12 protein-coding genes are annotated in these 13,502 nt (G+C 46.6%); all 12 read right to left on the bottom strand.

Translation table 11 applies throughout. From position 1 onward, the window contains the following. Positions 1-151 precede the first annotated feature (151 nt). The gene (araA, locus tag BC8716_RS04365; protein WP_094424104.1) at positions 152-1,612 is read right to left on the bottom strand and encodes an L-arabinose isomerase; all 1,461 of its coding nucleotides are present in this window, start codon (positions 1,610-1,612) and stop codon (positions 152-154) included. Further along, a complete protein-coding gene (locus BC8716_RS04370; protein ID WP_094424105.1) occupies positions 1,605-3,290 on the bottom strand; it encodes a ribulokinase in 1,686 nt (561 codons plus the stop codon). Before BC8716_RS04370 ends, araA begins: the two co-directional genes overlap by 8 nt. Next, positions 3,287-3,994 carry an L-ribulose-5-phosphate 4-epimerase gene (locus tag BC8716_RS04375; protein ID WP_094424106.1) on the bottom strand — a complete coding sequence of 236 codons (708 nt, stop codon included), beginning with the start codon at positions 3,992-3,994 and terminating at the stop codon, positions 3,287-3,289. Before BC8716_RS04375 ends, BC8716_RS04370 begins: the two co-directional genes overlap by 4 nt. Next, positions 3,978-5,162, bottom strand: a complete 1,185-nt coding sequence (locus tag BC8716_RS04380) for a sn-glycerol-1-phosphate dehydrogenase (protein ID WP_094424107.1) — start codon at positions 5,160-5,162, stop codon at positions 3,978-3,980. The genes BC8716_RS04375 and BC8716_RS04380 overlap by 17 nt, the downstream gene beginning before the upstream one ends. Next, the gene (locus BC8716_RS04385; protein ID WP_094424108.1) at positions 5,159-5,947 is read right to left on the bottom strand and encodes an HAD-IIA family hydrolase; all 789 of its coding nucleotides are present in this window, start codon (positions 5,945-5,947) and stop codon (positions 5,159-5,161) included. Before BC8716_RS04385 ends, BC8716_RS04380 begins: the two co-directional genes overlap by 4 nt. A 145-nt stretch (positions 5,948-6,092) precedes the next feature. After that, positions 6,093-6,989, bottom strand: coding sequence for a helix-turn-helix domain-containing protein (locus tag BC8716_RS04390; protein ID WP_094424109.1), 897 nt, complete (start codon positions 6,987-6,989; stop codon positions 6,093-6,095). 52 nt (positions 6,990-7,041) lie between these two features. Beyond that, complete coding sequence (locus BC8716_RS04395; protein WP_094424110.1) at positions 7,042-7,953, bottom strand: ArsR/SmtB family transcription factor; 912 nt, start codon at positions 7,951-7,953, stop codon at positions 7,042-7,044. 208 nt (positions 7,954-8,161) lie between these two features. After that, a complete protein-coding gene (locus BC8716_RS04400) occupies positions 8,162-8,791 on the bottom strand; it encodes a YesL family protein (RefSeq protein WP_157730352.1) in 630 nt (209 codons plus the stop codon). A gap of 29 nt (positions 8,792-8,820) precedes the next feature. Next, complete coding sequence (locus BC8716_RS04405) at positions 8,821-9,663, bottom strand: carbohydrate ABC transporter permease (protein ID WP_094424112.1); 843 nt, start codon at positions 9,661-9,663, stop codon at positions 8,821-8,823. Then, a complete protein-coding gene (locus BC8716_RS04410) occupies positions 9,660-10,541 on the bottom strand; it encodes a carbohydrate ABC transporter permease (RefSeq protein ID WP_094424113.1) in 882 nt (293 codons plus the stop codon). Before BC8716_RS04410 ends, BC8716_RS04405 begins: the two co-directional genes overlap by 4 nt. A gap of 29 nt (positions 10,542-10,570) precedes the next feature. Next, positions 10,571-11,836 carry an extracellular solute-binding protein gene (locus BC8716_RS04415; protein ID WP_094424114.1) on the bottom strand — a complete coding sequence of 422 codons (1,266 nt, stop codon included), beginning with the start codon at positions 11,834-11,836 and terminating at the stop codon, positions 10,571-10,573. Positions 11,837-11,932: 96 nt separating this feature from the next. Further along, positions 11,933-13,444 (bottom strand): arabinosylfuranosidase ArfA, encoded by a 1,512-nt coding sequence (arfA, locus tag BC8716_RS04420; protein WP_094424115.1) that lies wholly within the window; start codon positions 13,442-13,444, stop codon positions 11,933-11,935. Between the last annotated feature and the right edge of the window lie 58 nt (positions 13,445-13,502).

Raw genomic sequence — 13,502 nt, forward strand, 5'->3', positions numbered from 1 at the left:
TCCTACTCAGTTTGATAACGCTTTCAATGTTATGGAGCTTGTTTCTCAAAATGCATATGCCTTTGGCTTGCTTTTCATACGCCTTTATTTCGCTGATGAAAAAGCAAGAAGCTGTACCTTTGTCAGCCCCTTGCCTTTCTATAATGCTTGCTTAATAAGAGCGGCGGTTCCAAAAAAGTTCCTTTCTCACCTGGCCAACATTTGAATGGTCATCAATGACGATACATTCAATCCCCATAAGGCCAGCCCAGTCAGCCAATTGTTCTTTTGAAATCTCATAAGAAAACACGGTATGATGAGCACCACCAGCATAAATCCATGCTTCTGTCGCTTCCGAAAAAGAAGGAAGGGGCTTCCACAGCACGCTTGCTACCGGCAGCTTCGGCATCTCATGTGGGTTTTCAACTGCTTCGACCTCGTTGGCGACTAAGCGAAAGCGAGAGCCCATATCAATAAGAGCCGCATTCAATGCACGGCCTGCTTTGCCTTTGAATACAAGCCGCGCTGGGTCCTCCTTATTCCCCATTGACAGCGGGGCAACCACAATCTCTGGTTTTTGGGCACTGATCGTCGGACAGACTTCGAGCATGTGGGAGCCTAAAATCATTTCCTGTCCAGGTTCCAAATGATTTGTATAGTCTTCCATAAAGGATGTCCCTACGTTGCCTGCAAGCACTTTTAGCACACGCAATAAGGCAGCTGTTTTCCAATCGCCTTCTCCAGCAAATCCGTACCCTTTTGCCATGAGACGTTGCACGGCGAGGCCAGGCAGTTGCTTCATGCCATGCAAGTCTTCAAACGTAGTCGAGAAAGCGCGGAAATCGCCTTGTTGCAAAAACCGCTCGAGCCCTATCTCGATTCGGGCTTGCTCTTCAACGGCCGCTATGTTTGCGTCAGGACGAAACGTATAAAGGTTCCGGTACTCATCCATTAAGGCGTTGACATCTTCTGTAGATACGCGATCAATGACTTCAACTAAATCGCCAACCCCAAAGCCAGACACAGACCAGCCAAGCTTAATTTGTGCTTCGACTTTATCTCCTTCTGTTACAGCAACTTCGCGCATGTTGTCTCCAAAACGAGCGACTTTTAGCTGTTTGCTCTCTTGATAGGCATTGACCGTTTTCATCCAGTCGCCTATCCGTTTCATAACGCGAGCATCTTGCCAATGGCCTGCTACGACTTTCCGGTCAATGTTCATTCTCGATACCATAAAGCCAAATTCACGATCGCCATGTGCAGACTGGTTCAAATTCATAAAGTCCATGTCAATGTCGCCCCACGGAATGTCGCGGTTATATTGAGTATGGAAGTGGAGCATTGGCTTGTTTAACTCGTTTAGGCCAGCGATCCACATCTTTGCTGGCGAAAATGTATGCATCCACGTAATGATACCAGCACAGTTGTTGTCGCCATTGGCTGCGCGAAACAACTCAAGTATACGCTCAGGCGAGGAAGCCACTGGCTTAAGAACAAGCTCCTCTGGCAACTTTTCCTTGAGGCGCTCTACCATCACTTTGGAATGAGCCGCTACTTCATCAAGAGCCTCCTGTCCATAGAGCGGTTGGCTTCCGGTTATAAACCAAAATTGATATTTTCCTTGTTTATGCATGCACGGCTCCTCCTTTTGCTCTGCTACGCAACTGTTTAAGTGTCTTCATTACATCGTTTTCGCCCCTGCCAAAGTAATCATGAAGTTTGCTATATTCCTCGTATAAAGCCTGATATAAAGGGACATTTTCACGATTCGGTTTAAAGGAGCGCGCTTTCGTGTGGGCCATTTTTTCGGCAGCAGCAAATATCGTTTCATACCCGCCAGCTTCATGGCCTGCAGCAACACTTGCAAACATGGCAGCCCCAAGAGCAGGCGTTTGTTTTGAAGCAGCCACTTTTATTTCAAGATTGGTGACATCGGCGTAAATTTGCATGAGCAACTCGTTTTTTTGTGGCAGCCCTCCGCAAGCATAAAGAACGTTCACCTCAACGCCGCTGTCTCTGAAAGCGTCAATAATTTTTTTCGTGCCAAATGCGGTCGCCTCCAGCAATGTTCGGTACAATTCTTCTGCTTTTGTTTGCAAGGTGTATCCTAAAATAAGCCCTGTCAAATTTGCATCGACAAGCGTTGAACGGTTTCCGTTCCACCAATCAAGAGCGAGCAAACCGGTTTCGCCAGGACGGTAAGCGGCCGCCTTTTCTTCTAGCAACGAATGAAGCGGTTTTCCTGCTTGTTCCGCTTCTTGTTTCAAGTCAGCGGGAATGCCGTGTTTCATCAGCCATGCAAATATATCGCCAACCGCAGACTGCCCTGCCTCATAACCAAAGTATCCTGGCACAATGCCGTCTTCTACTACGCCGCACATTCCTTCGACTGCTCTTTCTTCTTTAGCCAATACAAGATGGCAAATCGATGTGCCCATTACCATAACCATTTTCCCTGGTGTGACAACGCCTGCGGCTGGGACAGCCACATGGGCATCGACATTCCCTACCGCAACAGCCGTTCCAGGCTTAAGGCCAAGCGTTTCCGCCATTTCTACTGTTAATCCGCCGGCACGTTGGCCAGGGGCAAGGATATCACCGCGAAGTTTTGTCGTTGTCAGCCGGGCAAGGCCTGGATCTAGCGCGGCAAAAAAAGAGTCATCTGGATAGCCGTCGCGTTTATGCCACATCGCCTTATACCCTGCTGTACAACTGTTGCGTACAATTGTGCCAGTGAGCTGCGCCACCACCCAATCGGTTGCTTCTAAGAAAGCATCTGCTTTCTCAAACATGTCGGGGTCTTCATTAAAAATTTGCCAAATTTTCGACACCATCCACTCGGATGAATATTTGCCTCCGTATCGAGCTAAAAAGGCCTCTTTTCGTTCCTCGGCAATGCGGTTGATTTCATCTGCCTCATCTTGGGCGGCATGGTGCTTCCACAACTTCACCCAACTGTGGGGCCTGTCGGCGAATTGGGGGTCAAAGCATAAAGGTTCTCCATGCTTGTCAATCGGAAGCATTGTACAGGCGGTAAAGTCAATGCCAATGCCAATCACTTGAGAAGCGCTTATTTCTGCGATCTCTACAACTTTTGGCACCGACAAACGCAGTACATCTAAATAGTCACCAGGATGTTGCAATGCCCACTCCGGCTCGAGCGAACGCCCGCTGTCTGGCAAGCACTGATCGATAACGCCGTGTGCATAGGGCGTTACATGTTCAGCCACTTCGGCGCCATTTTCTAAATCAACCAAGACTGCCCTCCCCGATTCAGTCCCATAATCAATTCCAATCGTGTAGCGCTTCATCCTTTTGTCTCTCCCCTTTCCTGCCCGTAATAGGCATGTTCTCCGTGCTTTCGCAAATAATGGCGATCGAGAAGCTGTTGTGAAATGCGTTCGGCATTTGCGTTAAGCCCGATTGTATGAGCTGCCATTTGCGCCACCTCTTCGAGCACAACCGCATGGTAGACCGCTTCTTTCGGCGAGCGCCCCCATGTAAACGGTGCATGGCCGTGGACGAGAACAGCGGGTGTCTCAAGTGGATCTTGAAAACGGAATGTCTCGGCAATTACATGGCCCGTCTCTTTCTCATAAGCGCCATTGATTTCTTCTGGCGTCATTTTTCGCGTACATGGCACTTCCCCGTAAAAATAGTCTGCATGAGTGGTCCCAAAGGGAGGAAGGGACATGCCCGCCTGTGCCCAACTTGTTGCCCACCGAGAATGGGTGTGGACAATCCCTTGTATATCTGGAAAGGTTCGATATAGAACGAGATGTGTCTCAAGATCCGATGAGGGGTTGAGCTTCCCTTCAACAAGTTCACCATCAAGGGTAACGACAACAATATCTTCTACATGCATCTCGTCGTAGTCTAATCCGCTTGGTTTAATGGCAACAAGGTTGTTTTCACGGTCAATGCCACTGGCATTTCCCCACGTGAATGTGACAAGCCCGTGTTTCGGCAAACTTTGATTTGCTTCCCATACTTGGCGTTTAAGAACGTCCAACATGAGTTTCACCTTCTTTTTTCATTGTTGTGCCTTCACGATAAAGACGCAAAAGCGTATAACGGTCTCTCAGCAAATAGGCGTGCTGTAAGCTTTCCTCAACAAGTTCTGGAGCAATCGGTACGAGAGCTTCGTTCCACCCTGCCTGCTCAAGCAGCGCTTTTACATCGTCAGGGTCTGGCAATGCTTCAACAAGAGCAATCACTTGCTTCGCTTCGTCGTCGCCCAAAAACCGATGTACGTCTGGAAGCACAGTGTTCTTATAAAAGCGGTTGATGATTTGCGTCGATAAGCCAACTTTTGCGCCGTGCAGCAACTGCTTTTTCCCTAGTCTAAGCGCTTCCATTTCCCAGTAATGGGAAAGATGGTGCTCGGCACCTGAAGCAGGATGGGAATAACCAAACAAGGCCATTGCTAAACCGGATGTAAGCAGGCTTTCCATCAGTACCTGCACGCCCGCAGACGTCCTCTTGCCAATGTCTGCGACTTTATCGACACAAGCAGAAAGAGCCTCCTCTGTTAAATCAGCTACCAAGTCGGAATAGGCCTCACTTTTTAGAAGAGAGCCAATTTTCCAATCGAATAATGACGTATACTTGCCGACCATATCGCCAAATCCAGCAGCAATCAAAGCAGGAGGTGCGTGTTGCAAAACAACCGTGTCGGCAAATAAAGCAATTGGCGCGACAAGTTGATATGTTTTTTTCGAGCCTTGTACGACAATCGGCGCACCGAGAGAAGTGAAGCCATCCACAGATGGGGCAGTCGGTATCGACACAAACGGTTTGTTCGTTTTGCCACTTACAAAGCGGACGATGTCATGAATCGTTCCCGCGCCGACAGCGACAAGCAACTTCGTCGATTGCTCTACTTTTAGCATGACGCTAATAAGGGACGCTTCGTCGGCGATGATATCGCCATTGCTGTTCGGCTCCAATAGATGCCAGTCTGCTTTAACGCCTTTTTGGCATAAGTGGTCATGCAAATCGCTTCCTGCAGCTTTGTAAGTATGGGAATCAGCAACAAGGACAACGCCTGATTCGGCTTGCTTGGCTATGAAAGCAGCCGCTTCGTGCAAAGCCCCTTCTGCCACGACAATTTGCTCGAGTGGCAAAGGATACAAGTCATCTTTTGAGGCGCGAATCCGTGCTTTTAACGCTGAGATATTCATAAGTACCCCCTTAAGTCATCAATGCTATTTAAAACGTAATCGGGCTGTCGCTTTGGTGGAAGCAGCTCCACTGCTTCTTTCCGGGTATTACCTGTTAGTACAAGGGCGGTTTTCATTCCTTGCATTCGCCCAAGCCCGATATCCGATTCAAGGCTGTCGCCGACGATCAAGCATTTTTCTGCTGGCGCCTCCACATAAATTAGGGCTGCTTCAGCCATAAAGCAAGAGGGCTTGCCAATGACAAGCTCGGTTTTGCGCCCTGTCGCCGCTTCAATGGCGCCGATAAATCCGGCAACGTCAATAGCTTGGCCTGCTTCGTCTGGATAGGTTTTGTCGGCATTGGTGGCGATCATTCGGGCGCCCGCGGAACTTGCTTTAAAAGCAGCATTCAACTCTTCGTACGTAATCTTATCGTGAAGCGTCACAACGACAAAGTCAGCCTCCTCTGGCGCCTGTGCGATTTTAACACCGGTATACAGCAACTCTTGGGCAAGCCCACGATTCCCAAGTGGCCAGACGGCAGCTTTCGGATAATGTTGCTTTAAAAAGGAGGCAGTTACAGTTGAAGACAGGATCAATGATTCAGGGGCCGCCATAATCCCATGGCGCTCTAGTTTCTCAAGACCTTCCTTCCTAGATACATTGCCGCGGTTGCTTAAATAGGCAATTCGCTTGCCAGCTTCTTGCAAGGAAGCAATCGTCTCTTTAGCGCCTCGGATTAGGCGGTCGCCCTGAAAAACGGTTCCATCTAAATCAAGGAGCACTGCTTCCGTGTCTGCTAGCATATGAAATCCTCACCTTCGCGTTTTTCCTTTATCTATTTTTATTACTTCGCCTCCCATACCTCAGCATTCAAAAACCTGTGGTTGTCGGCAAATATTGATTTAATCTTAACGCAGCCCATAATTAAAGCGCTTCCAATAAAGTCACTTATGCTTCTGTCGGTTGTATAATATCCTCACTTTTTCTTCTTAAATTGTCATTATATTGATGCCTTTTACGGTACTCGCTTGGTGTGCACTTTACATGTTTTTTAAAAGTCGTGCTGAAGTATTGCTGGGAGTTCATGCCGATATAATGGGGAATGTCCGTAATGCTAATATCCGTCTGCTTTAGCATCGCTTTCGCCTTATTGATTCGATAAGAAATGAGGAATTCATGAATCGACTTGCCAGTGAACGCTTTAAATACACGTTGCAAATACCCAGGATGCAAATGGACGGAACTGGCAATATCAGCAACGCTCACTTCACGGTCATAATTTTGGTGGATGTAAGCGAGGGCCCGTTTCACATAAGCTTGCTGGTCCGGTTCTGCCACTTTCGCTTCTGCCAATTCTGCTATCCGAATTAAATATTCGCTTAAAAGCAGCTGAACCATAAAATCGGTTTGTATGCTTTTTTTGTCCACTTCTAAAATTAATCTTCGTAAACATTGGTACGTATCGTCGGTGTCGTGCAAAAGCAATTGCGATGCCTGCTTGTTAACCATGTTCCTTAATGCTTGGTTCTCTTTGCATAGTTTATAAAAAGGCGGAAATGCAGTGCGGCCTTGCTCAAAGGAAAACTCAACATTAAACATCCGGCAACGTTCGCTTACGATTAAGCGGTGCCGTGTACCGGCATCTAAGAAAATAATTTGTCCTTTTTTTAACTGGTAGCTCCCTTCATCTGTTTCGACTTTGCAGCTGCCTGAAAGAACATGCATGCACTCAGCTGCTTCATGTGAATGGAATTTCATTTCAAACTGGCGCCATTCTTTGTAATAATAAAACTTTACGACAGGGTAATAAGGCTCCTTTTGCAACTTAGGGTCAAATACACTCATTCGTATTTCTCCTTTGCCTTGTGTAGGGGGACGCTCCCCTACACATTCGTTCTCATTCGTAATACAAGCGAAAAACAATATCCTGGTCGTAATTGCCAAACGAAGAGCCAAACAGTGTTACGCCGCCAATATGGATGCCTTCTTCGCCTACAGCTACCCGGAATGTCCATACTTTTTCCCTTATTGAAACATCAGCCAGTTTAACGTCTGATAGCTGCTTGCCGTCAATAAACGTACCTGTCTCTGTAATCCGAATGACTTTCAGAAGGCCATATTGGTTAATGCCCCGTGGCCACCAAGCAGGTGTGTACTTTCCTTTTTGATCGCCAAAATCACCGGGACTGCGCCAATAGCCAAGGCTTACTCCATTAAACGTAAACGAAACATCAGATGGCCAATTGTCGTTTGTAAAAGGGGCTTCCGACGATAATTCCATTGAAATTTCCAATTCCTTTGGCGTTTCGCCCCCATGAATAAAATTGGAAAGTTTGTACTCAACAAACCCTTTATAAAACCAAAGAATTTTCGCGTTCACACGCATTGGGTCAAGAAAATAACGAGGCTCATCAAATTCGCCAACAATCGTTTCTGGCGTGGCCAAGCCACATGTAGGTTCTACATAAAAGTCAGTGAAATGGCCAACAGACACATGGCTCTCATGAAAAGTGCGAATCGAGCCATTTTCCTTATTAGGAAAAGCGATCTGGGCGTGTGTTACTCGGAGGGAACACATTTTTTGCACGCCTGCCTTGCCCCTTACATGCGTCGTGTCGATGAGCCTGGCCTTTTCTAATTTCTGCACATGTTTTGTCATAATCGCGCTGCTCACTTGCTGCGACTCGGCCAGTTCCTTAATGTTCATAGACCGCTCTGCCAACAACCGTAGGACATTTAAACGAATCCGGCTTGCTAATGCTTCATAAACCGGCAAAGACTGTTCTGTTAAGTCTAAATCTAATTCCATCGCGCCACCTATTTTTTCCGTTCATACTCGAACCGATTTCCTCCATTTAAGAAACGGCCTTCAAGCAGTGAAAGCCCTATTAAACCGAACAACACAAGGAGAAATCAACTCTCTCACCAGTATAATGAACTCGCTTTCTACCTACAAGTCTGTGAAGACGCCACACTTGCCATTTATAAGACCTATAACTAGACTAAAAACGATCAAATTATCGAGCTGGATGAGACAACAGCTTCGCCCGCTGGAATGCTTTTAGGCTAAAATGGGTTGTAACCCAAGCGAATAAGCTTCCGGCAAAGCAAAATCCAGCAGGAGGCACCAACACGAACAACAAAGCAGCTAGACAGAGGAAGACCGCCATGAACGCTGCATACCGTACCGAAGCAATTGCTAAGAGGGCAACATTTTTTAAAAACGGGATGAGCGCCCCGTCAAATACGACTAATGCCGGGCCAACAAACAAGACGCCTAACCCATATACGAGCAAACAGAGCATCAACAAAGCTGCAGCCGCTGTCGCTCCTGGAAAATCGAGACTGAAAACAATTAAATAGTCAACCACCAGTATGGCGCCTACAAGGGCAACAGTAAAACCAACAATGTTCGCCCGCCAAAACGCGCTTTTCCATTCTTGAAAAAAAGTCCTCACTAGCGGAACATTGCCCTCTTTTAAACACCATCTTTTCATAACCGCAAACATTGCGTACATTGCGGGAAAAAAACCGACAATCACTCCTCCTAACAAGGAGAACACAAGCCATAAGCAGTTTAATGCCGCTAAGCGCACCAACCAATCACAAAGACGGAGTGCATAGCCGCGAAGGCCTTTCTCATCCATTAGCCCATCCTCCTTTTGGCTGCGATCCATTATCCCTTAATGCCTGAAAAGCTGACGCCTTTGACGATTTGTTTCTCAAACACGAGAAAAGCAATAATGACAGGGATTGAGGCAATCGCGTTGACAGTCATCGGCAAAATGTACGTCTCTGAATAGTTAGAGTTAAACATCGGAATGCCAACAGGCAATGTATAGAGCGATTCAGAAATAATCGCTAGAAATGGCCATAGGAAATTGTTCCATGAGCCTATAAACGTCAATATGCCGACAGCGGCAACCGCTGATTTGCCAAGAGGCAGAACAACGTTCCAATACAAACGGAAATCATTACAGCCATCAAGTTTTGCGCTTTCAATTAATTCATTCGGCACGCCGTCAAAAAAGCTTTTTAATATGATGACGCCTAAAGGGGCAGCAATCCCAGGCAAGATAAGCCCTGCATACGTGTCAAGCAGCCCCATTGAGCCAATTATTTCATAGAGCGGGATAATCATCGCTTCACCTGGCACCATCAAACCGGCTAAAAAGAACAAATAAAGCGCTTTGCGGTAACGAAAACGCATTTTCGAGAAGGCAAATGCCGCCATTGACGTTAGCAGGAGCGTAAGTACCGTTGTCAGGAACCCAACAATAAAACTGTTCCAAATCCATAAAAACACATCGCTGCCGAGGATAATGTCGACATAGTTGCCAATTGTGTACGGAGGCGCAAACCAGTCTAACGGCGATGAAGCGGCCGTCCCTTCTGGTTTTAGGGAAACAAAGAACATCCAAATAATCGGGAACAAAAACAACAGCGCCGATATAAAAGCAACAGCCACTTTTACAGGACGAAATGGATCGCGTTTATTTTCAAGCCTCGTTTGACTCATAGAAGCCGTCCCTCCTTACCGCCTAAACGAAGTTGAATGACCGATAAGACGAGGAGAACCATAAACAGCAAATACGACATAGCCGCTGCATAGCCAAGATCATAGCGTTCAAAGCCCATTTCGTAAATGTACAAAATGATCGGCCGTGTTGACGTCCCTGGACCGCCATCAGTAATTAACAAAATTTGCGCAAACACTTTGAATGAAGCGAGGATTTGCAAGAGAAAAATCAACCTTGAAATCGGCAATAGTTGCGGCAATGTGATACGCCAAAACATTTGTTGCCTTGTTGCTCCGTCGACTTCAGCTGCTTCATAGAGCTCATCGGGGATACCTTGCAACGCCGTCAAGTAGAGAATCATATTAAAGCCGACTGTCCACCAAAGAGTCACAGCAATAATGCTGACCCAGGCAAGCGATGGCGTCGCCAACCAAAATGGCTCTTTATCTAGCCCAAACGCTTGCAAAATGTTGTTGACGACCCCTGTATAAGGTTGCAGCATAAAAATGGCGACAAACGAAATGACCGATACGCTTAAAATGCTAGGGAGAAAGAAAGATCCCCTAAAAAACGTTTTGAGCTTCGTATTTAAGTTGGCCATTAGCGCAAGCACCAATGCCAGAATAACCATTGTCGGCGTAGACAAGACAACAAACAATGTGGTGTTGCCAAATGCTTCCCAAAAATTAGGATCCTTTAGTAGATTAGCGTAATGGGCAAGCCCGACAAAATCTTGCTGTTCAATTAGTGTCCAGTTAAAAAGGCTCATTTGCATTCCTTTAAAAATGGGGTAAACCGTAAACAGTACGTATGCTACAAAAAAAGCAATTAAAAATGGAACAGGGCGCAAGTCGTCTCGCCATGTCAACTTTTTCACTTTTTTCCCCTCCTTCATATGAGTCAGAATTATTGGCGCGTGGTGACACGTAATGCATCGAGCATCTGATCAATGCCTTCTTCGGGGCTCAGGCGATTGCTCATAATTTCATCAAGCGCCCGCACCATATCCGTCTCAGCAGGGTTTTGGTAAATTGTCTTATCGGTAAAAACGACTTTTGATGCGACTTCAGCATATTCAGAGCGAAAAGGCTGTTGTTGGAACTCAGGCGAAGCGACAACGTCCGTTCTAGCTGGGATATGGCCTGCTTTCGCCCAATCGGCGCCGCGATCGCTAACATAGGCAATGAATTCAGCAATTGCTTGTTGCCTCTCTGCTGTTTGCTCCTCTTTGATCGGGATGATCAACGTATGGGAGTCTCCTTGTGCTGCTTCGACTTCAAAAGATTGAGGCAAAGGGACGGCGGTAAAGTTCATGTCGCTCCCTTCCCAAATTCCAGTCGCCCACACGCCTGTCATCAAACCGACAGCATTTCCAGCCTGGAACGTTTCATAAAAATCGCCAATGTGCATCGGGATCACATCCCCGAAGAAGCTGTGAATATAGGTAGCTGCTTCGATCGCAATTTCCCGATCAAGCGTAATTTCTGGTTCCCGCAAGTCATCGGAGAAAATCGGCGTGCCGCCCATTTGAAAATAAACCGTCCACCACCAGCGGTACACATCGACCCCTCCGGTTGAAATGGAAAGCGGCGTTTTATCAGGAAGCGCTTCTTTTGCTTGTTGAAAAAAGGCTTTAAAGCCTTGTGGTGACTCATCTAGTTTAAGGCTGCCGTCTTCATCCAACAGCCCAGCTTCTTCCGCTAAGTCGTTGTTAATGTATAGGATGAACGGGTGTGTGTCGATTGGCACTGCATAAGCAGCGCCTTCCACTTCAACCGCTTCACGGATGTTGTCTGGAAATAACCCAAAATCAAATTCGGACTCCGCCATAATCGGTTCAACAGGTTCTAACAACCCTTGATTCATAAGTTGAGGAAGCGTTGCCGCATGAGAGACAGCAATATCTGGCCCTCTATCGGCTGCTACGCTTGTGACCACTTTTGTATAATAGTCATCCCAATCTTGCAGAATCATATCAATGTACACTTCATCTTGACTATTGTTATAGTCATCGACGATCGCTTCCATATACGACAAATCGCCACCTGAAAAAAACACCCAATAATCGAGCTTCATCCTGCCATCACCAGTTGTCCCTGTTGTCTGGGCACAGGCGCCAAGAAGGAGTGCCGCGCTTGCTAAGACAGCGAACTTGCCAAAAACATGCTTCATATTGACCGGCTCCTTTCGAAAACGGCATTATTTCGAAAACGCTTTCATATTTATTGTCTAGAAAGCCGCCTAGCTGCACGCAAGCGGCCTTATGCCTTACTGGTGTTTCAAGCGAATCACATGCCATGATGCTCGAGGCAAACGGGCTTCTAGTTTGCCATCCTGCAATGTCGACTGCCCTTGATCGTGTGGTTTAACAGGCTGATATTCTTTTGTGTTAACTGCTTTTAAATCATTGTGCTCAAGAACGGTATGAGCAACGATCTGATAATGTTCAAAACCGCGCACGTCGATTTCAAGATCGAGGCCATCATGCAAATGGCGGTTTAGCGCAAAAATGGTCAACGTCTTCTCTTCTTCATTATGGACGACAGCGCTATCAAGCTGCGGCACGTCTGTATATTTACTTGTATCATAGGATGGCGTCTGTACAACTGGCTGAAGCGAAGTGCCTCTTCCATAAAGAGAGACATGCATAAATGGGTAAAAAATCGTTTGCCGCCAAGACGGCCCGCCTGTCTCTGTCATGATTGGAGCAATGACGTTTACAAGTTGCGCCATACAGGCGATTTTGACGCGGTCAGCTCGCCGCAAGAAACTCATTAGCATCGACCCGACTAACAGCGCGTCTTCAAAATTGTAGACGTCCTCGAGCTGTGGCGGCGCTACCGTCCAAGGCTCAATCGCTTTGTCTGCTTCCCGGGAATGGTACCAGACATTCCATTCATCAAAACTTAAATACATCGTTTTCTTGCTGCGTTTTTTTGCCTTTATATAATCACAAGTGGCAATCACTGTAGCGATAAAACGGTCCATTTCCAACGTCTTGGCTAAGTAGCTAGCTGAGTCGCCTGAGGCATTGCCATAATATTGGTGCAATGAAATATAATCGACTTCATCATACGTATAATCTAGCGTTGTCGCTTCCCACTCGGGAAATGTCGGCATATCGATGTTTGAACTACCGCACGCCACCAGTTCAATCGTTGGATCTACCAGCTTCATTGCTTTTGCTGTCTCTACAGCAAGCCTGCCGTATTCATCAGCAGTCTTATGACCAATTTGCCAAGGGCCATCCATTTCATTGCCTAAGCACCATGTTTTAATGCGGTGGGGCTGTTTCACACCATGGCTTATTCGCAAATCGCTATAATAACTACCGCCCGGATGATTACAGTATTCTACTAGATTTCTAGCAGCGTCTGCCCCTCTTGTGCCTAAATTGACAGCCATCATGACTTCTGTGTTGGCGCGTTTCGCCCACTCAGCAAATTCGTTTGTACCAACTTTGTTTGGTTCAAGCACACGCCAAGCCAATTCTAGCTTTTTCGGCCTCTTTTCAATTGGCCCAACCCCATCCTCCCAATTGTATCCAGAAACCATGTTTCCTCCAGGATAACGGACAATTGGGACATTTAGCTCTTTTACAAGGTCAATGACATCTTGGCGGAACCCATCTTCTCCAGCATCCTGATGCCCAGGTTCATAAATACCGCCATAAACAGCTCTGCCTAAATGCTCAATAAAAGAACCGTAAATTCGTTCATCGACTTTGCCAATCTGAAATAGCGGGTCAATCGACATCTTCCCTTTTTTCAATTGATTCATTTTGCGCCTCCTTGTAAGCGATTGCAACAATAGTTAATAAAAAAGTTAATCAAAAACA

The organism is Shouchella clausii (assembly GCF_002250115.1).
Taxonomy (GTDB): domain Bacteria; phylum Bacillota; class Bacilli; order Bacillales; family Bacillaceae_D; genus Shouchella; species Shouchella clausii.